The 21,939-nt window shown below is 62.2% G+C and carries 19 protein-coding genes; 6 read left to right on the forward strand and 13 right to left on the reverse strand.

Going from position 1 to position 21,939, the window contains the following annotated elements:
* Window positions 1–109: 109 nt before the first annotated feature.
* The gene (locus P0D68_RS30050) at window positions 110–439 is read right to left on the reverse strand and encodes a hypothetical protein (RefSeq protein ID WP_408300581.1); all 330 of its coding nucleotides are present in this window, start codon (window positions 437–439) and stop codon (window positions 110–112) included.
* 336 nt (window positions 440–775) lie between these two features.
* Here P0D68_RS30050 and P0D68_RS30055 point away from each other — a divergent pair, with 336 nt between their 5' ends.
* Window positions 776–1,660 (forward strand): class I SAM-dependent methyltransferase, encoded by an 885-nt coding sequence (locus P0D68_RS30055; protein ID WP_408300579.1) that lies wholly within the window; start codon window positions 776–778, stop codon window positions 1,658–1,660.
* Window positions 1,661–1,927: 267 nt separating this feature from the next.
* Window positions 1,928–3,646, forward strand: coding sequence for a 2-isopropylmalate synthase (gene leuA / locus P0D68_RS30060; RefSeq protein ID WP_091792771.1), 1,719 nt, complete (start codon window positions 1,928–1,930; stop codon window positions 3,644–3,646).
* 179 nt (window positions 3,647–3,825) lie between these two features.
* Here the strand turns inward: leuA and P0D68_RS30065 are convergent, their stop codons facing one another.
* From P0D68_RS30065 to P0D68_RS30100, 8 genes are all read right to left on the reverse strand, one after another.
* Window positions 3,826–4,608 (reverse strand): amino acid ABC transporter ATP-binding protein, encoded by a 783-nt coding sequence (locus P0D68_RS30065; RefSeq protein WP_408300577.1) that lies wholly within the window; start codon window positions 4,606–4,608, stop codon window positions 3,826–3,828.
* Entirely contained in the window at window positions 4,608–5,285 is a 678-nt protein-coding gene (locus P0D68_RS30070; protein WP_091792769.1) for an amino acid ABC transporter permease, read from the reverse strand. Before P0D68_RS30070 ends, P0D68_RS30065 begins: the two co-directional genes overlap by 1 nt.
* Window positions 5,286–5,307: 22 nt before the next feature.
* Window positions 5,308–6,090 (reverse strand): amino acid ABC transporter substrate-binding protein, encoded by a 783-nt coding sequence (locus tag P0D68_RS30075; RefSeq protein ID WP_091792768.1) that lies wholly within the window; start codon window positions 6,088–6,090, stop codon window positions 5,308–5,310.
* A gap of 357 nt (window positions 6,091–6,447) precedes the next feature.
* Window positions 6,448–7,899, reverse strand: a complete 1,452-nt coding sequence (hydA, locus tag P0D68_RS30080) for a dihydropyrimidinase (protein WP_091792767.1) — start codon at window positions 7,897–7,899, stop codon at window positions 6,448–6,450.
* A 71-nt stretch (window positions 7,900–7,970) separates the two neighbouring features.
* The gene (locus P0D68_RS30085; protein ID WP_408300574.1) at window positions 7,971–9,482 is read right to left on the reverse strand and encodes an NCS1 family nucleobase:cation symporter-1; all 1,512 of its coding nucleotides are present in this window, start codon (window positions 9,480–9,482) and stop codon (window positions 7,971–7,973) included.
* Between the two features lie 111 nt (window positions 9,483–9,593).
* Window positions 9,594–10,931, reverse strand: coding sequence for an NAD-dependent dihydropyrimidine dehydrogenase subunit PreA (gene preA / locus P0D68_RS30090; RefSeq protein ID WP_408300572.1), 1,338 nt, complete (start codon window positions 10,929–10,931; stop codon window positions 9,594–9,596).
* Between the two features lie 67 nt (window positions 10,932–10,998).
* Entirely contained in the window at window positions 10,999–12,348 is a 1,350-nt protein-coding gene (locus P0D68_RS30095) for an NAD(P)-dependent oxidoreductase (protein ID WP_408300570.1), read from the reverse strand.
* 146 nt (window positions 12,349–12,494) lie between these two features.
* Window positions 12,495–13,775 (reverse strand): Zn-dependent hydrolase, encoded by a 1,281-nt coding sequence (locus P0D68_RS30100; RefSeq protein WP_408300568.1) that lies wholly within the window; start codon window positions 13,773–13,775, stop codon window positions 12,495–12,497.
* Between the two features lie 302 nt (window positions 13,776–14,077).
* Here P0D68_RS30100 and P0D68_RS30105 point away from each other — a divergent pair, with 302 nt between their 5' ends.
* The 3 genes from P0D68_RS30105 (at window position 14,078) to P0D68_RS30115 (ending at window position 15,539) form a co-directional block, all read left to right on the forward strand.
* On the forward strand, window positions 14,078–14,809 hold the full coding sequence (locus tag P0D68_RS30105) for a TetR/AcrR family transcriptional regulator (RefSeq protein ID WP_408184615.1): 732 nt from the start codon (window positions 14,078–14,080) through the stop codon (window positions 14,807–14,809).
* 101 nt (window positions 14,810–14,910) lie between these two features.
* Window positions 14,911–15,147, forward strand: a complete 237-nt coding sequence (locus P0D68_RS30110; protein ID WP_408184616.1) for a type II toxin-antitoxin system Phd/YefM family antitoxin — start codon at window positions 14,911–14,913, stop codon at window positions 15,145–15,147.
* Window positions 15,144–15,539, forward strand: a complete 396-nt coding sequence (locus tag P0D68_RS30115) for a type II toxin-antitoxin system VapC family toxin (protein ID WP_408300566.1) — start codon at window positions 15,144–15,146, stop codon at window positions 15,537–15,539. Before P0D68_RS30110 ends, P0D68_RS30115 begins: the two co-directional genes overlap by 4 nt.
* Window positions 15,540–15,591: 52 nt before the next feature.
* On the opposite strand, the gene boxA is transcribed toward P0D68_RS30115, so the two are convergent.
* The 4 genes from boxA to P0D68_RS30135 all read right to left on the reverse strand — a co-directional run bounded on the left by boxA (window position 15,592) and on the right by P0D68_RS30135 (window position 21,273).
* Window positions 15,592–16,833, reverse strand: a complete 1,242-nt coding sequence (gene boxA, locus P0D68_RS30120) for a benzoyl-CoA 2,3-epoxidase subunit BoxA (RefSeq protein WP_408300564.1) — start codon at window positions 16,831–16,833, stop codon at window positions 15,592–15,594.
* Between the two features lie 53 nt (window positions 16,834–16,886).
* The gene (gene boxB / locus P0D68_RS30125; protein WP_091792759.1) at window positions 16,887–18,314 is read right to left on the reverse strand and encodes a benzoyl-CoA 2,3-epoxidase subunit BoxB; all 1,428 of its coding nucleotides are present in this window, start codon (window positions 18,312–18,314) and stop codon (window positions 16,887–16,889) included.
* A 188-nt stretch (window positions 18,315–18,502) separates the two neighbouring features.
* Window positions 18,503–20,173: a 2,3-epoxybenzoyl-CoA dihydrolase gene (gene boxC, locus P0D68_RS30130; protein WP_408300561.1), complete on the reverse strand. Its 1,671-nt coding sequence runs from the start codon at window positions 20,171–20,173 to the stop codon at window positions 18,503–18,505.
* Between the two features lie 116 nt (window positions 20,174–20,289).
* Window positions 20,290–21,273 (reverse strand): helix-turn-helix transcriptional regulator, encoded by a 984-nt coding sequence (locus P0D68_RS30135; protein WP_408300559.1) that lies wholly within the window; start codon window positions 21,271–21,273, stop codon window positions 20,290–20,292.
* Window positions 21,274–21,466: 193 nt separating this feature from the next.
* Here P0D68_RS30135 and P0D68_RS30140 point away from each other — a divergent pair, with 193 nt between their 5' ends.
* Window positions 21,467–21,934, forward strand: a complete 468-nt coding sequence (locus P0D68_RS30140; RefSeq protein ID WP_091800245.1) for a DUF4863 family protein — start codon at window positions 21,467–21,469, stop codon at window positions 21,932–21,934.
* Window positions 21,935–21,939 lie beyond the last annotated feature (5 nt).

A 21,939-nucleotide genomic window follows, 5' to 3' on the forward strand; every position in this document is an offset into this window, starting at 1 on the left:
CGCAGGCAAGCAGGCAAGCAAATCGCCGAATAAAACGGCATCGTCCGTGCAGGGATGTGCGCGTTCTATCCAGCGCACGATACGGCACGACCTTCGTTCTCGCGACCGCTCAATTCGACGGCGCTTGCGGTTGCACATACGTGCGCACGCCGGCCAGCGGTGAACCATAGCCGCCGGAATTCGTGTGATTCGGTAAGCCGTTGACCAGTTGCGCGCGCGGGTCGGTCGGATTCAGGTTCATTTCCCCAGCCTGCTGGTTGCCGTGCGTTGGATATTCGCTGCCTCGCGCCGCGTTCGGCATCAAACGCGTGCTGTTTTGCGGTGCGTTCATGTCGTCCTGCGGGCTCAGTCCCTGCGCCCCCGCCTGCGCGGCGATCGCGCATGCGGCTGCGCACAGTAAAGCCCGACCTACCCGCAACATCGTCGATGCTCGTTTCATACCTGCCTCCGGCCAATGAAATGAAGTGAATCAAGTCGCGCTCGACATACACCAGGCCTGCGCGCGACGGCAAACGCTGATTACACCCTCATCACGCTATTTATACGCGCCACCCGGCGCTTCGGATTCGGCAATCGTGGCGCGAGCGACGGCAAACAGGGAAACCGGCGGCCACGGTCTTTTATTCCGCTCCGCGGCGGCGGCCACCGTCTCTTTTTCCCCGCCGTCGCGGCGACTGTCTTTTTTCTCCCGCCGCAGCGCCGGCCACGCAAATCCAGCAAGCGCCTATCCTTATGACGATTGCCGATTTCCCTCGAAGGCCGATCGAACCCGATAATGGATGCCATGAACCCTCGCCCCGATCTCCCAGCCCGCGCGTTGCGCACCACGCTCGCGGCGTTCAGCGCGACGCTGCTCGTTGCCGCCTGCGCCAATCCGTCAGTCTCGACTTCCCCCTCCGCGTCGGCCAGTCCCGCGCTGCTCGACGCGGCCATTGCCGGACCACAGCGCGGCGACAAGGCCCGTGCGCGCGATATTTACCGCCATCCGAAAGAGACGCTGCAATTCTTCGAACTCGCGCCGTCGCAAAGCGTGCTGGAGATCGAGCCGGGCGGCGGCTGGTACACGGATATCCTCGCGCCCTACCTGCACGACCACGGCAAGCTCTACGAGGCGCAGTACGACGGCCCGCTGAACACGCCGTCGGCGGAGGCACAGGCGAGCCGGGCTGCGTTCGCGCGCAAGCTGGCGGCCACGCCCAACGTCTACGGGAAGGTCGTGGTCGGCACGTTGCACGCCGGCCAGTTCAACGGTTTTCCGGCCGATGCCAGCGTCGACGAGGTGCTGACCTTCCGCAATATCCACAACTGGATCAAGGACGGCCAGATCGACGCGAACCTGCGCGCCTTTTATGCCGCGCTCAAGCCGGGCGGCGTGCTCGGCGTCGAGGAACACCGCGCGGCGCCGGGCACCACGCTGCAACAGACCATCGAAACCGGCTACGTGACCGAAGACTACGTGATCGAACACGCGCGCGCGGCCGGCTTCGAGCTGGCCGGCAAGAGCGAGGTGAACAGCAACCCGCGCGACACCAGGAATTACCCCAACGGCGTCTGGTCGCTGCCGCCGACCTTCGAAGGCGGCGACGTCGACCGGGCGAAATACGCGGCCATCGGCGAATCGGATCGCATGACCTTGCGCTTCGTGAAACCGGCCCACTAACCTCGCGCCGCCCGGGACGGCGCTTGACGCCGTCCCAATAATATGTTCCTATTGCGCCCTATGTACCGCGCCCAGACCATCCTATCGCTACTACTAGCCCCCTCTACCGGGCTAGGTCTGCTGCTGCGCGCTTCCATCTGATATACCCGAAGCACCGCTCAATTCCCCAGTAACTGACCCAGCCCCGGTTTCCGACCGGCGCCCAGTTATGTCTTTTCGTCGTCCGGTCGACTCCCAGCTATCTGGTCTCACCCACGGACGAAGAAAATGTTGAAGAACCCTGCTACCAAATACCGCGCGTTCAAGCCCATCAACTTGACGGATCGCCAGTGGCCGTCGCGCACGATCACGCATCCGCCGATCTGGATGAGCACCGACCTGCGCGACGGCAACCAGTCGCTGTTCGAGCCGATGGATGCACAGCGCAAGATGCGCATGTTCAAGACGCTGGTGCAGATCGGCTTCAAGGAAATCGAAGTCGCGTTTCCGTCCGCGTCGCAGACCGACTTCAATTTCGTGCGCGAGTTGATCGAAGGCGGCCATATCCCCGACGACGTCACGATCGAAGTGTTGACCCAAGCCCGCGACGACCTGATCGAACGCACTTTCGAGTCCTTGCGTGGCGTGCCGCGCGCCATCGTCCACCTGTACAACGCGACCGCGCCGGAATTCCGCAAGATCGTCTTCAATCTGGAAAAGAGCGGCGTGAAAGAACTGGCGCAAAACGCGGCCCGCACGATGAAGCGCATTGCCGCCACCATGCCGGAAACACAGTTCACGTTCCAGTACAGCCCGGAAGTGTTCAGCGGCACCGAGATCGAATTCGCCAAGGAAGTCTGCGACGCCGTGTTCGACATCTGGGAACCGACGCCGGAACACAAGGCGATCGTCAACTTGCCGGCCACTGTTGAAATGTCCACGCCGAACATCTACGCGGACCAGATCGAGTGGATGCACCGCAATCTCAAGCGCCGCGATTCGCTCTTCATCTCCGTGCATCCGCATAACGATCGCGGCACTGCCGTGGCCGCAGCCGAACTCGCTGTGATGGCCGGCGCGGATCGTATTGAAGGCTGTTTGTTCGGCAATGGCGAGCGCACCGGCAACGTCGATCTCGTCACGCTCGCGTTGAATCTGTACACGCAAGGCGTCGATCCGGGCCTCGACTTCTCGAACATCAACGAGGTCGCGCGTACCGCGGAAGAATGCACGCAATTGCCGATCCATCCGCGTCACCCGTATGTCGGCGATCTGGTGTTTACGGCCTTCTCGGGTTCGCATCAGGATGCGATCAAGAAGGGCTTCGCGGTGCAAAAACCGGACGCGGTCTGGGAAGTGCCCTATATGCCGATCGATCCGGCCGACCTCGGCCGTACGTACGATTCGGTGATTCGCGTGAACAGCCAGTCGGGCAAAGGCGGCATTGCCTATCTGCTCGAACAGGGCTATGGCGTGGTGTTGCCGCGCCGTCTGCAAGTGGACTTCAGCTCGGCCGTGCAGCGCTTCACCGACGACAGCGGCCAGGAAGTCACGTCCGCGCAGATCTGGGAATTGTTCCAGCAGGAGTACGTGCAGAACACCGCGCCGATTCATTACGTCGGCCATAGCCTGTCCGAGCGCGAGGGACGTGAGCACATCAAACTCACGGTCGACATCAACGGTACGCGACGGGTGCTGACCGGGGCAGGCAACGGCCCGCTCGACGCGTTGATGCACGCGATCGGCGTGCCGGTGCGCATTCAACATTACGAAGAGCGCGCGTTGACTCAAGGCGCCGATGCACGCGCGGTGGCGGTGGCCGAAATGGCCGGCGCCGATGTGACCGGCAGCGCGTTCGGCGTCGGCATCGATGCGAATCTGGTGACGGCGTCCATTCGCGCGGTGATCAGCGGCGTGAATCGCGCTTATGCCCGTGTCAATGCGCAGGCGAAGGAACGTTTCTTCGACGCCGCGATGAGCGATGCCACGGAGAGCGTGGGCGTTTAAGGTTTGATGTGCGTGGCTAAGCGGTTGTAGCCGTGATGTTAAAAGGGGGCGTTTCGACGCCCCCTTTTCTTTTGGGTTGTTGGAATGACGCGTTGGTGCGTTGGTGCGTTGGCGCGTGAGGCATGGCGCTGCGGCGCTGAACAATACCGTTCACCTGCTACTGACGCCTTCCACTACCTTCAGGTGGACCCGCTCGATGCAGTCCACTCGTCCGGCAGACTATGGGTCAGCGTCGACACGAAACCCTCGGTCTCCGGCGCACGCGGTTGCATGAAGATTTCACGCGACGGACCGGCCTCCACCACCACGCCGTTGTTCAGAAACACCACGTCGCGCGCGATCGTTGCGGCGAGCCGCAAGTCGTGCGTGGCCATCAGCATCGTCATGCCTTCGGTGGCGAGTTGCTTGAGCACCTCCACGACTTCCGCGGCAAGACCGGGGTCGAGCGCCGAGGTCGGCTCGTCGCACAGCAATACTTCCGGCGAAGGCGCCAATGCCCGCGCAATCGCCACACGCTGCTGCTGACCGCCCGAAAGCGTCGAAGGCCACGCATCCGCCTTGTGCGCGATGCCGACCTTCTCCAGCAATTCGTCGGCGCGAATCCGGGCCCTTTCTTTATCCCACTTCTGCACGGTGAGCAAACCTTCCATCACGTTCTGACGCACCGTCAGATGCGGAAACAACTGGAAGTTCTGAAAGACCATGCCGGTGCGGCGGCGAATCGTCAGCACCGCTTCACGCGAGGGTTTGTGGTCGCGACTGAATTCCAGCCGCTGGTCGCCGAGTTCGAGCGAACCGGACTCGGGAATCTCGAGCAGATTCACGCAACGCAGCAGCGTGCTTTTGCCGCTGCCTGAAGGACCGATCAATGCGGTGACATTACCCGAAGCGAGTTGCAGATCGACCGAGTTCAGCACTCGTTGCCCGCCGAAGTACTTGTCGATTTTTTCCAGTCGGATCATCAGTTGCCTGCATGGAAAAGTGCGTGGCGGCCGAATTTGCGCTCGAGCCTGACTTGCGCCGACGACAACACCGAACTGAAGACCAGATAAACCAATGCCGCCTCGGTATAAAGAATCAGCGGCTCGTAAGTGACCGACGCGATCCGCTGTGCCGCCTGAAACACCTCGGGCACGGTCAGCACCGCGGCGAGCGACGTGTCCTTCACCAACGCGATGAACGAATTGGACAGCGGCGGCAGCGCGACGCGCGCCGCCTGCGGCAGGATCGCGCGACGCAAGGCCTGCTCGCGCGTCATACCCATCGAATACGCCGCTTCCCACTGCCCTTTCGGAATCGACTCGATCACGCCGCGTATCACTTCGGAGTTATACGCGCCGACATTCAGCGAAAACCCGATGATCGCCGCCGTCAAGGGATCGAGCACGATGCCAACGTTCGGCAATCCATAGAAGATCACGAAAAGTTGCACGAGCAACGGTGAGCCGCGAAACAGCCACACGTAGAAACGCACGATCGCCACGGCCCACTTCGGTCCGAACAGGCGGACCAGCGCGACGATGAACGCGAGCGCCAGCCCGATGGCGAACGAGACCAGCGTGAGCGGCACGGTAAACACGAGCCCCGCATACAGCAGGGGCCACAGCGACTGCGCCATCAGATGCAACCATGCCGGCATGATTCAGACTCGCGGAAGGCGTTTACTGGGAGACGTCTTTGCCGAAATACTTCTGCGAGATTTTCGCGTAGGTGCCGTCTTTCTTGATGTCGGCGAGCGCCTTGTTGATCGCGGCCTGCAATTCGGGGCTGCCCTTGCGGATCAATACAGCGGACTTGTCGCTGCTGTCGCTCGACGTATCGAGCGCGGCGATTTTCACCTTCGCGTCCGGCTTGTGCTTCTTGAAGTCGAGGAACGACAGCGAGTCGTTGACAGTGGCATCCACGCGGCCCGAGGTCAGCAGATCGATCGACTCATTGAAGCCTTGCACGGGAATCACTTCCGCGCCGTGCGCGGCCGCGATCTTGCCGAAGTTGCTGGTCAGCGTGTTCGCCGACTTCTTGCCTTTCAGGTCGTCGAAATTCTTGATCGTGGTGTTGTTCGACTGCACGATCAAGGCTGCGTGCGATGTGATGTACGGGTCGGAGAAATCGTATTTGACCTTGCGCGCGTCGGTGACGGCCACTTCATTGATCACCGCATCGTAGCGGTTCACGTCGAGACCCGCGATCAGACCGTCCCATTTGCCTTCCACGAATTGCGGCTTGACGCCGAGACGCTGCGCGATCGCGGTGCCGATTTCAACGTCGAAGCCGGTCAGCTTGCCCGACTCGTCGTGATAGGTGAACGGCGCATAGGTGCCTTCGGTGCCGATCCGGAACACGCCGGCCGATTTAATCTGCGCAAGTTCATCGGCGGCGAATGCGGAGCTCACGGCCACAGCCTGGAACAACGCGATCAGCAGAATGGAACGAATCGATTTCATCAGGCGGCTCCGTCAAATGTGCCACGTCGGTGGCTTGGTCTTGTGTTGGACAATCCTCACCGGCGCTTGCGCCCGGCTGAGTGGGCGGACTGTAGCAAATGGCCTGGATTTTTACAAAGGATCAGGTTTTCGATCCATATGCGCTTGCGTGCTAAGCGAGCAGCCATGACCTCCACTAAGACGTGGATTCCCACTCTACAGCAGATAGAACAGACGCGGCATGCATCGCAACATGGAACCCATGTCGCGCGCCATCGGGGAAAACGCGAGAAGTGCGCTGCCGCGGCGAACGCGCGGCATGAAAAAACGGGCGGCGCCGCATTCGATGCCGGCGCCGCCCGTGGGACTGCGAACCGCTTACCGCTCGACCGGATGCGGCTCCTTGCGCTTGTTGGCGACCCGGATCGCGTCGAAGTAAGCCCCGTTAGGCGGGCGCTTCAGATAACGGCCCGCACCGCGCACCGCGCGCAATTCGCCGTCGGTCCAGGCGAGCGCGCCTCGCGTGAGCGTGTGCATCGCCACGCCTTGCACCGTCATGCCTTCGAACACGTTGAAGTCGACTTTCTGATGATGCGTCTTCACCGAAATCGTTTTGCTCGCGTTCGGGTCCCACACCACCAGATCGGCATCCGCGCCGACCCGCACCGCGCCTTTGCGCGGATAGAGGTTGAAAATCTGCGCGGCGTTCGTCGACGTAATGCGCACGAACTCGTTCGGCGTGAGACGCCCGGAGTTCACGCCGTGATGCCAAAGCACCGCCATCCGGTCTTCCACGCCGCCGCAGCCGTTCGGGATCCTGGTGAAGTCCTCGCGCCCCATGGCCTTCTGCGACGCGCAGAACACGCAGTGATCGGTTGCCGTGGTGTGCAACTGGCCGGCTTGCAAACCGCGCCACAGCGCCTCGCGATGTTCGGCCGAGCGGAACGGCGGGCTCATCACATGGGCCGCCGCGCGGGTCCAGTCGGGATCGCGGTACACGGCCTCGTCGATCACCAGGTGGCCTGGCAACACTTCGCCGAATACGCGCAGACCTTCGCTGCGCGCGCGCGCGATTGCATCGACGGCGTCTTTCGCGGACACGTGCACGATATACACCGGCACGCCCAGCACCTGCGCGATCCGGATCGCGCGATTGGCCGCTTCGCCCTCCACTTCCGGCGGCCGCGATAGCGGATGCGCCTCCGGACCGGTAAAGCCTTTAGCGAGCAACTGACGCTGCAACTGGAACACCAGCTCACCGTTTTCCGCATGCACGGTGGGCAGCGCGCCGAGTTCGAGCGAACGTGAGAAGCTGTTCACCAGCACTTCGTCGTCGGCCATGATCGCGTTCTTGTAGGCCATGAAGTGCTTGAAGCTCGACACGCCGTGCTCCTCCACCAACGTGCCCATGTCGCGATAGACCGAATCGTCCCACCACGTCACCGCGACGTGAAAGCCATAATCCGCCGACGCCTTCTCCGCCCAGCCGCGCCACTCCCTGAAGGCGTCCATTAACGGCTGCTTCGGGCTCGGAATCACGAAGTCGATGATGCTCGTCGTGCCGCCCGACAAACCCGCCGCCGTGCCCGTGTAGAAATCGTCGCTCGCCGTGGTGCCCATGAACGGCAATTCCATATGCGTGTGCGGATCGATGCCACCGGGCATCACATACTGCCCGCCCGCGTCGACGATCGTGGCGCCCGCCGGCGCCTCCAGGTCCGCGCCGATCTGCAGGATCGTGCCGCCGTCCTGCGGGTCCGCACACAACACGTCCGCACGATACGTGTTCTCCGCGTCGATAATCGTGCCGCCGCGAATCAGGGTCGTCATGTTGCCGCCTCCTTATGAACTGCTGGTTTCGGTACTACGTACTTCGTTTCATCGATACTGGTGCGCGCGTCTCAGGCACTCGCCACACGCGCACTCGGTCCTTTGCTCAGCTTCATCCACGCGCTATATACGATCGACGCCAACGCCAGTCCGACAAACCACGCATACGTATAGAGCGTGTTGAAAATCGCCGGCACGTTCGGGAACGACGCCGGAAACGCGGTGTGCAAAAAGCCCGGCAGATTCGGCAGCACGCCGATCACGAGTGCGACCACCGCGCCGATATTCCAGCCGCCGGTATAGCTGTACTCGCCGTGTTCGTCGAACAGTTCACGCGTGTCGAGCCGGGTGCCCCGAATCAGGAAATAGTCGACCATCAGAATACCCGCCACCGGACCGAGCAGCGCCGAGTAACCGACTAGCCACGTAAAGATATAACCCTGCGTGGTGGCGAGAATCTTCCACGGCATCATCACGATCGCGATGGTCGCGGTAATCATGCCGCCCACGCGATACGAAATGCCCTTGGGCCAAAGGCTCGAAAAATCATAAGCCGGGCCGACGAGATTCGCCGCGAGATTGCAGCACATGGTGTCGAGCGTCAGGATGATCAGCGCGACACCCACGCCGATGCCGGTCATGCGGCTCGTCAGGTCGATCGGATCCCAGATCGCCTTGCCGTAGATCACCACGGTGGCCGACGTGACCACTACCGAGATCACGGAGAGCAACGCCATCGGCACCGGCAAGCCGACTGACTGACCGATGATCTGATCACGCTGCGTTCTGGCAAAGCGCGTGAAGTCGGGAATATTCAGTGCGAGCGTGGCCCAGAACCCCACCATTGCCGTAAGGCCTGGCCAGAAGGTGGCCCAGAACATGCCCTCCTTCTTGCCGCCCGGCACGAATTGCGACGGCGCCGACAGCATCGAGCCGAGACCACCGGCTTTCGAGGTCGCCCACCACACGAGCGCAATGCACATGACGATCTTGATCGGTGCGGACCAGCTTTCGAGCCAGCGGATCGAATCGGTGCCATGCACGATGAAGTAGATCTGCAGCGCCCAGAACACGAGGAAACACGCGAGTTGCGCGAGCGAGATGTCGAGAAACGGCAAAGCCGCGCCGTACAGCGCGTTGCCGGTGAGAATATTGAGCAGCGTGTAGATCGCGCTGCCGCCGAGCCAGGTCTGAATGCCGTACCAGCCGCACGCGACGATCGCGCGCAGCATTGCCGGCAGCTTGGCGCCTTGGGTGCCGAACGAGGAGCGCACCAGCACCGCATACGGAATGCCGTGCTTCGCGCCCGCGTGGCCGATCAGCAGCATCGGCACCAGCACGATCAGGTTGCCGAGCAACACGGTCACCACGGCTTGCCACGGCGACATGCCCTCTTCCGTCAAGCCGGCGGCGAGCATGTAGGACGCGATGTTCATCACCATCCCCACCCACAGCGCGGCGAAGTGATACCACTTCCATGTGCGCTGTGCGACGCCGGTCGGCGCCAGATCGTCGTTGTATAGACTGCTGCCCTGCACGCCGGCCGCGAACTGCGGGTCGGCGGGTTGCGCTGTCTGCTTCATCTAAAGATCTCCACTCGATCGTTGAGGCCCGCGCGGCGTCTTGCGGCGCGTCGGGCCATGGGAATGACAGGTTCAGTACTAGCGCTGCGTTTTTTTCAACCCCATGCTGTTTCAGGCGGCTTTTGCCGCTGCGTGGGCATGGGCGTGCCCGGCGGTTTCGGCCGCGTCCGCTGTTGCCCCCTCTTGTGCGCCCACGCGCGCCGGGTTATTCGGATGCGTGGTCCAGTTCGCGTACTCGCCGTTGTCCACGCGCTCCATCGTGATGCACTGTTCGACCGGACACACATGCATGCACAGATTGCAGCCGACACATTCGGAGTCCATCACTTCAAAATGCCGGACGCCATCTTTTTCTTTCATGATCGCCTGGTGAGCCGTGTCTTCGCAGGCGATATGGCACAGGCCGCACTGAATGCACTTGTCCTGATCGATGCGCGCCTTGATGTCGTATTTGAGGTTCAGGTATTTCCAGTCGGTCACGTTCGGCACGGCGCGGCCGCGAATGTCGTCGAGCGTCGCGTAGCCTTTTTCGTCCATCCAGTTGGAGAGGCCGTCGGCGAGATCGGAAACGATACGGAATCCGTAGTGCATCGCCGCCGTGCAGACCTGCACGCTGCCCGCGCCGAGCACCATGAATTCGGCGGCGTCGCGCCATGAGGAGATTCCGCCAATGCCGGAAATCGGCAGGTTCGGCGTTTCCACGTCGCGTGCGATTTCCGCGACCATGTTCAGCGCGATCGGTTTCACTGCCGGGCCGCAGTAGCCGCCGTGGGTGCCCTTGCCGTCGACCATCGGCAGCGGCGACATCGCGTCGAGATCGACGGCGACAATCGAGTTGATCGTGTTGATCAGCGACACGCCGTCCGCGCCGCCTTTATAAGCCGCGCGCGAACCCAGCCGAATGTCGCTGATATTCGGCGTCAGCTTGACGAGGCACGGCAGCTTCGTGCCCTCCTTGACCCAGCGCGTGACCATCTCGACATACTCGGGCACCTGGCCGACCGCCGCGCCCATACCGCGCTCGCTCATGCCATGCGGGCAGCCGAAATTCAATTCGACCGCATCGGCGCCGGTGTCCTCGACGAGCGGCAGGATCCACTTCCAGTCGCGCTCGTTGCACGGCACCATCAGCGAGACGATCATCGCGCGATCGGGCCAGTCGCGTTTGACTTGCGCGATTTCCTTCAGATTGACCTCGAGCGGACGGTCGGTAATCAGTTCGATATTGTTCAAACCCGCAATACGCTGGCCGTTCCATTGCACCGCGCCGTAACGCGAGCTCACGTTCACCACGTGCGGGTCGAGGCCGAGCGTTTTCCACACCACGCCGCCCCAGCCCGCCTCGAAGGCGCGGTTCACGTTGTAGGCTTTGTCGGTCGGCGGCGCGGAGGCGAGCCAGAAGGGATTCGGCGAGGTGATGCCGGCAATCGTACAGCGCAGATCGGCCATGTTCGGCTCCTTGGGGACTGCTGTTTTTTGTCTGGTATGACGCTTCGTTCAATTTGGCATGGTTCGTTCAGGCGGCCTTAACCGCTGTACGAGCGAACTGTGCGTCGATCGCGGCAGCGGCCATTTTGCCGTCCTGCACCGCCTGCACCGTGAGGTCGATGCCGCCGGTAGCCGCGCAGTCGCCGCCGGCCCACACGCCCACGAGCGAGGTCTGGCCATTCGCGTCGACCGCGATGCGGCTGCCGTCCAACGTCAGCAATTCCCGTTCGATGCCGACCGGCACGAGCGTTTGACCGATCGCCTTGAGCACCATGTCCGCTTCGACGACAAAGCGCTCCTCGCCACCGTCATTCAACGTGCGTGCGAATTCGACACCCGTAACCACGCCGCCTTCGCCGATCAACCGCATCGGCGTGGCGTGCGTGACGAGCGTGACGCCGCTGGTCCGCGCGAAATCGCGCTCGGCCCACGTCGCGCTCATCGATTCGACGCCGCGCCGGTACACCATCGTCACCGAGGTCGCGCCGAGCTTGCGGCTTTGCACGGCCGCATCCACCGCCGTATTGCCGCCGCCGATCACGACGACCCGCCGGCCCACCGGCACCGTGCCAAGGTCGCTCGCGCTGCGCACCTGTTCGATGAAGTCCACCGCATTCATCACGCCACCAAGGTCCTCGCCTTCCATCGCAAGTGCCCGCACGCCGGTGAGACCGATCGCGAGGAACACAGCATCATGCTGCTTGCGCAGTGTGTCGAGGTCGACATCGCGCCCAAGCGCGACGCCGTGTCTGATCTCGATGCCGCCAACCGAGCACAGCCACTCCACCTCACGCTGCGCAAAATCGTCGACGGTCTTGTAGGCGGCAATGCCGTACTCGTTCAGACCACCGGCCTTTTCGTGAGCGTCGAAGATCGTCACGTTATGGCCGGCCAGTGCAAGACGGTGCGCACAGGCGAGGCCCGCCGGACCCGCACCGACCACCGCAACGTGTCGGCCGGTTTCGGCTGCGCGCTTGAAGAGCGCTTCACCGCGCGCCATTGCCCAATCGGTGGCATGACGTTGCAGTGCGCCGATCGCCACCGGCTTCGCATCCTGATGGTTACGCACGCAGGCGCCTTCGCAAAGAATCTCTGTCGGGCAGACACGTGAGCACATGCCGCCCAGCGGGTTGGCGGACAGAATGTCCACGGCCGCGCCCTTCAGATTGCCGTTGCTGATCTTGCGGATGAAACTGGGAATGTCGATCTGCGTCGGGCAGGCGTTCACGCACGGCGCGTCGTAACAGTAGTGGCAGCGGCTCGCCGCCGCGGCCGCGGCGCTGGCGTCGAGCAACGGCGCGATGTCGGAGAACTCGCACGAGAGCTGCTCGGGCGACAGGCGCTGAGCGGCAATGTCGCCGGTTTGCTTGATGGCCATACGCGTTCCTTCTTCGATGTGAGGACGTAGCCGGTCCCGCCGGCCGCGCGTCAGGCGCAACCGGGACGGCATGTTTTAATGGGCACTACGGTGAAGCGGGTCGAACGGGTGGTAAGGACCGCAACCGCCAAAGCGTTATGACATCGTCATGAAACCGGCTCGCATGCGCGCTCCAGCATGGCGTGCAGCAACACGTTGGCGCCGGCTTCGATCCATTCGAAGGTGGCGTCCTCGATCTCGTTGTGACTGATCCCGTCCACGCACGGCACGAACACCATCGAGGTCGGCGCGACTTGCGACAGATAACAGGCATCGTGTCCCGCACCGGACACCATATTGCGATGCGGATAACCGAAGCGTTCCGCCGCGGCGCGCACGGACTTCACGCAGGCTTCGTCGAAAGCGACGGGCGCGTAGTAAAAGATCTGCTCGAGTTCGGTTTCGAGACCGATGACGTTCGCGATGTCCGCTACACCCTTGCGCAACGCGGCGTCCATTTTCGCGAGCACTGCATCGTCCGGATGACGGAAATCGACGGTGAAGAACACGCGGCCCGGAATCACATTGCGCGAGTTCGGATAGACCTGCATCATGCCGACCGTCGCGCAACCGAACGGCGCGTTGTCCAGACCGATGCGATTGACCAGATCGACCACGCGAGCGGCGCCGAGCAAGGCGTCGCGACGGCGCGGCATGGGCGTCGGACCCGCGTGCGCCTCCTGCCCCGTCAGCGTGATTTCGTACCAGCGCTGACCTTGCGCATCGGTCACCACGCCGATGGTTTTCTGTTCCGCTTCGAGAATCGGCCCTTGTTCGATATGCAGCTCAAAGGCGGCGTGCAGTGGCCGCCCACCGCACGGTACATCGCCCGCATAGCCGATGCGTTCGAGTTCCTCGCCAATGGTTTTGCCATCCACGTCCTTGCGCGACAGACCGTAGTCGAGCGTGAACACGCCGGCGAACACGCCCGATGCCACCATGGCCGGCGCGAAGCGCGAGCCTTCCTCGTTGGTCCAGATCACCACTTCGACCGGATGCTCCGTCTCGATACCGTGATCGTTCAGACTCCGAATCACTTCGAGACCGCCCAGCACGCCGTAGATGCCGTCGAAGCGCCCGCCGGTCGGCTGCGAGTCGGCGTGCGAGCCGGTCATGACCGGCAGCGCGGCGGGATTGCGCCCGGCTCGACGCATGAACACATTGCCCATCTGATCGACACTGACTGTGCAGCCGGCTTGCTTCGCCCAACTCACTATCAGGTCACGCCCTTCCTTGTCGAGGTCGGTGAGCGCGAGGCGACAGACGCCGCCTTTGGGTGTCGCGCCGATCTTCGCCATCGTCATCAGACTGTCCCACAACCGCTTGCCATCGACCTTGATCGAGGTGGTGGGCTCTGCGCCCTTCAGCGCTTCGGATACCGCGTTCATTCGTCTCGCTCCTTTCGGTGAACCGACGTAAAACTGGTGCATCGGCGGCGGATTTTGGGGCGCTGCCGCACGCGGGCGGTGCATACGCGATGGGTTCGATCGCCTCTTATAGAGAGGGCAAACCCTGGGGTATCGCCCGCTCTTCCAATCCTGTCCAGTTGGACAGGTTGTAGACGATTAAACTCGCCAAATCAACACCTTTCGTGCGGTGAGAAACATAGCGAGAAGCGTGCCATTGCATTGCAGCATGGGTTTGGGGCGGGTAGCGAATGCACGTGTGAGCGCCGCGCCAAACGACTAGAATGAAGCGCGACGCGGCACAGATGCCGCCGAAGGCGAACATGAGAGACGACGACGTGGCGGCCGACATCACGGAAAATGAAGAAACACGCGCGCCTTTGCGGCGGCGCAAGGCACACATTCGCGAATCGAATGAAGCGCATCTTCTCGCATGCGCGGAGGCGGTTTTTGCGGAGCGCGGACTCGACGGCACGAGCACTGCGATGATCGCTGAGCGTGCAGGCTTACCGAAAGCCAACTTGCACTACTACTTCCCAACCAAGCTCGCGCTTTACCGGCGCGTGCTGGAAGATCTGTTCGAAGACTGGTATCGCGCGGCCGACACGTTCGAATGCAGCGACGACCCGGTCGAGGCGATTGGCGGCTATGTTCGCGCGAAAATGGAATTGTCGCGCCGCCGCCCGCTCGGTTCCAAGGTGTGGGCGAGCGAGATCATTCACGGCGCGGAACACATGGAGGACATTCTCACGGAGCGTGTGAAGCCGTGGCTCGACAGCCGTGTGAAGGTGATCGACAACTGGATCGCGCGCGGGTTGCTGGCGCCGGTCAATGCGCAGACGTTGATGTACATGATCTGGGCGACGACCCAGCACTACGCCGACTTCGATGCCCAGATTCGGGCGCTCAAAGGCAAACGTGCGTTGACGCAGAAAGCGTTCGAGGCGACGACGGAGGAAGTCGTGCAGTTGGTGATTCGGGCATGTGGCGCGGTGTCGCCGGAGACGTCGGACTAGTCCGAGGGGCGCGCATAAAGAAACTTCTGTTTCCGTCGCTATAGCTATTCCCCTTTCCATTTTATAATTATGACTATAGACATATGACTATAGGTACGATTATGGCGGGCAATCTGGTGTCGAAATCCGAGTTCAAGGCTAAAGCACTCGAATTTTTCAGGCAGGTGGAAACAACGGGAGAAAGCATGATAGTGACGGACCATGGCAAACCCGCAGTCGAAGTTCGTCCCTACCGAGGGGTCGAACGCAGCCCCCTCGAGGTACTGCGCGGCACGGTTTTGCATTACGACAACCCCACGGCACCTATTGGAGAGGACGATTGGGAGGCCGCGCGGTGATCGTTCTGGACACCCATACTCTGATCTGGTGGGCCACCGGCGATTCGACTTTAAGCAAGAAGGCAAGAACGGCTATCACGCACGAACTGGCTGACGGAGAAATTGCAGTCTCGGCGATTTCTGCATGGGAGATTGCCATGCTGGTAGAGACGGAGAGGCTCGTGCTCTCCATGGATGTAAGCAGTTGGCTCGCCACGGTTTCCGCGATCGAAGCGGTACGCTTTGTGCCGGTCGATGTTGAAATTGCAACGAAGTCGGTCGATCTCCCCGGCGAGTTTCACAAGGATCCCGCCGACCGGATGATTGTCGCCACGGCGCGCAAGTTTGCGGTCCCCCTTATCACGAAAGACGAGAAAATCCGCGCCTACCCTCATGTCAAGACTATCTGGTGACCCATCGCAAGACCAGAAAGTCAGTGCCGCTTAGCGACCGGACAAAGTCCGGTCAGTAAGTCTCCAGATGCAACCGCCCCTCACGCTTGAGCTTCCCCCACAGCGCCTCCCAATCCAGCTGATGCTGCTCGCCGATCTCCTTGAGCGCCTGCAACACACCATCTTCCATGCCCTTCAATCCGCACACGTAGATATGCGTGTTGTCGTCCTTGAGCATCTGCGCCACGTCCACCGCGCGCTCGCGCATGGCGTCCTGAACGTACCGCTTCGGCTGGCCCGGCGTGCGCGAAAACGCCAGATTGGTATCGATGAAATCCTTCGGCAGATTCGTGAGCGGGCCGAAGTACGGCAACTCTTCTTTAGTCCGCGCGCCGAAGAACAGCATCAGCTTGCCGGTCGCGCCCTTCAAGCGGCGCCGGCGGCGATACTCGGTCATCGCGCGCATCGGCGCTGAACCCGTACCCGTGCAGATCATCAGCAGATGCGAGTTCGGATGGTTCGGCATCAGGAAGGTGCCGCCGAACGGGCCGATCACGCTGACCACGTCACCCTTCTTCAGATCGCACAGGTAGTTCGAACACACGCCGTCGGTCGAATCGCCGTGCTGCTGCGAAACGCGTTTGACCGTCAGCGAAATGTTGTTATAACCGGGCCGCTCGCCATCACGCGGGCTCGCAATCGAATACTGGCGCGCGTGATGCGTGCGGCCATCGGCGCTCGCGCCGGGCGGCAGAATGCCGATCGACTGGCCTTCCAGCACCGGAAACGGCATCGAGCCGAAATCGAGCACGATGTGATGAATGTCGCTGTCGGTCGAACCATCGGTGAGCCGGTAATTGCCGACCACCGTCGCGGTAGTCGGCGCTTTGTGCGTGTAGAGATTCACATACGGCTTCGCGGCCGACCACGGCGGCACGACCGAACCGCGCACGGTGTCCACTTCGATACCGCTCGCGTCCGCGGGTGTATCGCCGGAAGCGCCCGCGCCCGACGATTCGTCGGCGGCGGGCACGGCCATTGTGTTCTGTTCCGGCAGCACGTCCCACGTGAACTGCTCGTCGATCGGATAGGCATCGGCCTTGAGCACCGTGCGCCAGTTGTCGATCGCGCCGGTCGGACACGGCGGCACACATGCCATGCAGCCGTTGCAAATCTCCGCCTTGACCACGTAGTTGTTGTCGTCGTGCGTGATCGCATCGACCGGGCAAGTCTCTTCGCACGTATTGCAGCGAATGCAGATTTCCGGATCGATCAGATGCTGCCTGAGAACTTCGATCGATACTGGGCCGTTCATGACTTCCTCCACCAGGATGTGCGGCGCAAGCGTGCTACGCGCCGCTCGCGCGTTCAGTTAAAGCGCACGTATTCGAAATCGACCGGCTGACGGTTCACACCCATTGCAGGCGGTGCGATCCAGTTGGCGAACTTGCCGGCCTCCGTGACGCGCCCCATCAACGACGCGACGTAGGCGCGATCTTCCGGCGTGGCGAGCCATTTCGCCTCGTTGGCGGCCCATTCGGCTTCGCTGACCACGCGGCCATCGGGCGACACACGCGTGCCCGCGAACGTGCCGATCTGACGATTGAACGCTTTATGCGGCACTGTCATGCGGAAATCGATGCCGGCCTTTTCGAGCACCTTGTTCCAGCGCGCCACGCCCGCCACCGAATCCTTGATGTAGTCGTCGCGCAGCACTTCGTTCATGGCGTTGAGCATCGGCACTTCACGCTCGACCAGTTTGCCGTCCTGCACGTCGAGCAGCTTGTAGCTCTGGCCGTTCAATTGATGATCGTCGTCGCGCTTGTTTTCTTCGTAGCGGCCTTTCAGGCCCGAGCTATAGAACGTGGCCGCGTTGGACGAGTGATCGGCGCCGAACAGATCGATCGTGACCGAGTAGTGGAAGTTCAGATAGCGCTGAATGGTCGGCAGATCGATCACACCGGCCGCGCGAATCTTCGCGACGTCGTCCGTGCCCAGTTCGTTCATGACCTTGGCGGTGCGCTGGATCACCCGCGAGACACCCGATTCGCCCACAAACATGTGATGCGCTTCTTCGGTCAGCATGAACTTCGTGGTGCGCGCGAGCGGATCGAAGCCCGACTCGGCGAGAGCCGACAACTGGAATTTGCCGTCGCGATCGGTGAAGTACGTGAACATGAAAAACGCGAGCCAGTCCGGCGTTTTCTCATTGAACGCGCCGAGAATGCGCGGGTTGTCCTCGTCGCCCGAGCGGCGGCCGAGCAATGCTTCGGCTTCCTCACGTCCATCGCGGCCGAAGTAACGGTGCAGCAGGTACACCATCGCCCACAGGTGGCGCCCTTCTTCCACGTTGACCTGGAAGAGGTTGCGCAAGTCGTACATGGAAGGCGCGGTCAAGCCGAGGTGGCGCTGCTGCTCGACCGACGCGGGTTCCGTATCGCCTTGCGTCACGATAATGCGCCGCAGATTCGCGCGATGTTCGCCCGGCACGTCCTGCCACGCGGCTTCGCCCTTGTGTTCGCCGAAGTGAATCTTGCGGTCCTGCTCGCCGGGCGTCAGGAAAATGCCCCAGCGGTAGTCGGGCATCTTCACATGATCGAAATGCGCCCAGCCACCCGCATCCACGCTCACTGCAGTGCGCAGATAGACGTCGTAGCCGTGCGAGCCTTCCGGACCCATGTCGCCCCACCACGCCAGAAAATTCGGCTGCCATTGTTCGAGCGCGCGCTGCAGCGCCCGGTCGTCGGCGAGGTTGACGTTGTTCGGAATCTTTTCGCTGTAGTTGATCGTTGACATGGTCGGTTCCTGGTTCGGAAACTTCAGTGACGATGAGAGGCGCGTATGGGAAAGTTGCCGGCTTCGATTGCGCTCGCCGCGTTGATGGCGTTCGATCGCGCATCAAGCACCTGACAAGTGCCCATCAACGGGCATCCAACAAGCACCAAGCGAGCACCAAGCGAGCACCAAGCTGAATCAAGCGTGCATCAAACACGCGAGACGTCGAATTGCGCTTTGCTGCCCTTGCCGTACACCTTGAGCGCGCCCTTCTCGCCCACCGCGTTCGGCCGGTTGAAAATCCAGTTCTGCCACGCGGTGAGACGGCCGAAGATGCGCGTCTCCATCGTTTCCGGACCGTTAAAGCGCAGATTCGCTTCGAGCCCGGTCAATGCATCCGGTGACATGGCCGCGCGTTCTTCGAGCGCGATGCGGATTTCGTCGGCCCAATCGATGTCGTCGGGCGACGCCGTCACGAGACCGAGCCGCTCGGCTTCGACCGGCTTGATCGGTTGACCGATCAAGGAGCGCACGGCGTCGAGCGGCGCGGCTTCTTCATAGAAACGCCGGGCGAGACGCGATTGATGCGTAACCATCGGATAGAGGCCAAAGTTGACTTCCGAAAGTGTGATGGCCGGCTCTTCGTCCTCATTGGCCGGCAACGCCGCCATATAAGTGCGGTCGGCGGCGAAGGCGAGTTCCGCGAAAGTGCCGGCAAAGCACGAACCCGGCTCGATCAGCGTGAACAGCGAACGCGACGAGACGTCGATGCGAGCCAACGTGCGGCGCAACAGGCCGATCGTCTCGCGAACGAACCAGTGGTCCTTGTGCTGCATGAGCGAAGCGTCCGCGGCGAGCAGATTGCGCGCGTCGCCTTCGGTCCTGAATACCCACGTGCCGACCGCAAGCTCGTTGGTGCGCATGGACAGGATCGCGTCGTCGAGTTCACGGGCGAATTGCAGCGGCCACCAGTTCGCGCCGGCCGCGACAATGGCGTCGATATCCGACGGCGGTTCGGTTTGCGGAGCCCTGGCCGTGAACGTTGCAATACGTTTCGCGCGATCGATCGTCACGTCGAGCGTTTTATACGTGAGGCCGTCATCGCGATCCGTGCGCTCTATACGTGTGAGCATCACGCCTTGTGCGTCCGCGGGACGATCGCTCTGCGCGGCAAGTTCGAGCGCACGCGCCTGGATCGCCTGATCGAACTGGTTCGGCTTCACGACTTCATCCACGAGTCGCCACGCTTTCGCGCGTTCGCCGCGCACGCCTTCGACCACCGTGCAGAAAATGTCGGCGCGATCGTGGCGCACCTTACGCTTGTCCGTCACCCGCGTGAGGCCGCCGGTGCCCGGCAGGACGCCGAGCAGCGGCACTTCCGGCAACGACACTGAAGACGAGCGGTCATCCACCAGATAGATCTCGTCGCAGGCAAGCGCGAGTTCGTAGCCGCCACCTGCGCAGGCGCCGTTCACCGCCGCGAGAAACTTGAGACCGGAATAGCGCGAGGAATCTTCCAGACCATTGCGCGTTTCGTTGGTGAACTTGCAGAAGTTCACCTTCCACGCATGAGTGGAAAGACCCAGCATGAAGATGTTGGCGCCCGAGCAGAACACGCGATCCTTCAGACTCGTCAGCACCACGGTTTTCACTTCCGGATGCTCGAAGCGGATGCGCTGTATTGCGTCGTGCAGTTCGATGTCGACGCCGAGGTCGTATGAATTCAGCTTGAGCTTGTAGCCGTCACGGATACCGCCGTCCTCGGCGATATCGATGCCGAGCGTCGCCACCGGACCATTGAAGCTCAGCTTCCAATGCTTGTACTGCGAGGGATCGGTGCGGTAGTCGACCGGCGCAACGGCGGTTTCTGCTGTGGACATGGGGCGTCTCCTGACTGGACGATGCAAATTTGTTTTTTGAACAATAGTGCATCGACAAACCCATGTAAAGCACTTTAGTGCATGTTTGCTAGTAAACCCTGACGCCGGAGCGCAGATCAACCCACCCGCACGTCATCCGGCGATTCGGCGGCAAGCCTTGCGGCGAGGCGGTCGCGCAGTTGCAGATAGGCGTCGGCCAGGGTTTTTTCGCTGGTGTCGAAGGTCATATCGGCGCGGCCATACAGTTCGCTGCGCCCCGCCAGGATGCGCTTCAGGTCGTCCATCGCCTCCTTGTTACCCGACATCGGCCGCAGGTCGCCTTGCGCGACGACCCGGCGCATATGTTCCTCCGGCGCGGCCTGCAGCCACACCGTGTAGCAGTGCGACAGCAAGGTATTGAAGGTGCCCGATTCCGACACCAGCCCGCCCGGCGACGCAATCACCGCATGCTCGTGCTCCTGAATCACGGCCTCGAGCGCACGGTGCTCATAGCGCCGGTAAGCGGCCGCTCCGTACAGCGAATGAATCTCCGAAGGCGGGCAGCCCGCCAGTTGCTCGATCACCCGAGTGAGCTCGATGAACGGCACCTTGCGCTCCTGCGCCAGCATCCGTCCGAGCGTCGATTTGCCCGCGCCACGCAGGCCGATCAGGGCAATCCGGTCCTTGCGATGCGGGTCGCGCGGCGCCTGCGCGAACATCTCGGCAAGCGTCATGCGGGCGCGCTGCAACGCCGCCTGATCGCGCCCGTGCAGCAATTCGCGGATCAGCAGCCACTCGGCGGAGGCGGTGGTTTCGTCGCCGATCACCTCGGCCAGCGAGCAGTTCAAGGTGGTCGCGATCTGCCGCAGCACCAGCACGGACGCATTGCCCACACCTGATTCCAGATTCGCCAGGTGCCGTTCCGACAGGCCCGTTTCCGTCGCCAGCGTCTTGCGGGTCATGCCGCGGCGCGCGCGCAGGAGGCGCACGCGCTCGCCCATTGCCGTGAGAAAGGGATCGCGCTCTTCGCGCTCGACGCCGCGCTCCGCCGGCGCGCCCGCGCGGCCCGCATCCTCGTCTGGGGAGTCGTCCAACGGCGCAGGAGAGTAATTTTGATTCATGTTTTGCTGCCCCTTAACTTCGACACATGTACTATAGTGCTTGACATGCAGGTGGTGAACGGTTAATTTTCGCCAAATATTGATTCAATAACAAACGCTGCCGAGAATTTCCGGCGGCGTCACGGAGAGTGCGCGACGATTCGCATGCATTAACGTGCGTGTGGCGGTCGAACGCGCCGACCTGGAGGCTCGCATGTCCCCACATGAATTCCAGCGCCTGATTGCGGGCGTCACGGAACAACTCGCCGGCCGGCCGCTCGACGGCAGTCTGGCGGCGTGGCTGAACGACACCTATCCCGCTGAAGGCGGCACGTTCCGCGAGCTTGCCGAAGCCTGCCGCAGCGGCGTCGCCGAAGGCTGGCTGTGCAACCGCGAAGGCGGCGGCATTCGCTACGGCCGCATCTTCAAGGCGCTGCCCGAAACTCACGGCTTTTCCGTCGACGTGGTCGATATGAAGGATATCGCCGGCCCGCACCATGTTCACCCCAATGGCGAGATCGATCTGATCATGCCGCTGACCGCAGGCGCCACGTTCGACGGCCACCCGGCCGGCTGGTGCGTGTACGGCCCCGGCTCCGCGCATCGACCGACGGTGGCGAACGGTGAGGCGCTGGTGCTGTATCTGTTGCCGCAAGGCGCAATCGAATTCACTCCCGCTTGAGCGCC

It is taken from the genome of Paraburkholderia sp. RL17-380-BIE-A, from assembly GCF_046028085.1.
Lineage (GTDB): Bacteria > Pseudomonadota > Gammaproteobacteria > Burkholderiales > Burkholderiaceae > Paraburkholderia.

Excerpts from the sequence above, each read along its gene's own strand:
- P0D68_RS30050 (WP_408300581.1), bottom strand. The coding sequence starts at position 439 with ATGAAACGAGCATCGACGATGTTGCGGGTAGGTCGGGCTTTACTGTGC.
- P0D68_RS30055 (WP_408300579.1), top strand. The coding sequence starts at position 776 with ATGGATGCCATGAACCCTCGCCCCGATCTCCCAGCCCGCGCGTTGCGC.
- leuA (WP_091792771.1), top strand. The coding sequence starts at position 1,928 with ATGTTGAAGAACCCTGCTACCAAATACCGCGCGTTCAAGCCCATCAAC.
- P0D68_RS30065 (WP_408300577.1), bottom strand. The coding sequence starts at position 4,608 with ATGATCCGACTGGAAAAAATCGACAAGTACTTCGGCGGGCAACGAGTG.
- P0D68_RS30070 (WP_091792769.1), bottom strand. The coding sequence starts at position 5,285 with ATGCCGGCATGGTTGCATCTGATGGCGCAGTCGCTGTGGCCCCTGCTG.
- P0D68_RS30075 (WP_091792768.1), bottom strand. The coding sequence starts at position 6,090 with ATGAAATCGATTCGTTCCATTCTGCTGATCGCGTTGTTCCAGGCTGTG.
- hydA (WP_091792767.1), bottom strand. The coding sequence starts at position 7,899 with ATGACGACCCTGATTCGCGGCGGCACGATTATCGACGCGGAGAACACG.
- P0D68_RS30085 (WP_408300574.1), bottom strand. The coding sequence starts at position 9,482 with ATGAAGCAGACAGCGCAACCCGCCGACCCGCAGTTCGCGGCCGGCGTG.
- preA (WP_408300572.1), bottom strand. The coding sequence starts at position 10,931 with ATGGCCGATCTGCGCTGTACGATTGCCGGCATCACCTCGCCGAATCCC.
- P0D68_RS30095 (WP_408300570.1), bottom strand. The coding sequence starts at position 12,348 with ATGGCCATCAAGCAAACCGGCGACATTGCCGCTCAGCGCCTGTCGCCC.
- P0D68_RS30100 (WP_408300568.1), bottom strand. The coding sequence starts at position 13,775 with ATGAACGCGGTATCCGAAGCGCTGAAGGGCGCAGAGCCCACCACCTCG.
- P0D68_RS30105 (WP_408184615.1), top strand. The coding sequence starts at position 14,078 with ATGAAGCGCGACGCGGCACAGATGCCGCCGAAGGCGAACATGAGAGAC.
- P0D68_RS30110 (WP_408184616.1), top strand. The coding sequence starts at position 14,911 with ATGGCGGGCAATCTGGTGTCGAAATCCGAGTTCAAGGCTAAAGCACTC.
- boxA (WP_408300564.1), bottom strand. The coding sequence starts at position 16,833 with ATGAACGGCCCAGTATCGATCGAAGTTCTCAGGCAGCATCTGATCGAT.
- boxB (WP_091792759.1), bottom strand. The coding sequence starts at position 18,314 with ATGTCAACGATCAACTACAGCGAAAAGATTCCGAACAACGTCAACCTC.
- boxC (WP_408300561.1), bottom strand. The coding sequence starts at position 20,173 with ATGTCCACAGCAGAAACCGCCGTTGCGCCGGTCGACTACCGCACCGAT.
- P0D68_RS30135 (WP_408300559.1), bottom strand. The coding sequence starts at position 21,273 with ATGAATCAAAATTACTCTCCTGCGCCGTTGGACGACTCCCCAGACGAG.
- P0D68_RS30140 (WP_091800245.1), top strand. The coding sequence starts at position 21,467 with ATGTCCCCACATGAATTCCAGCGCCTGATTGCGGGCGTCACGGAACAA.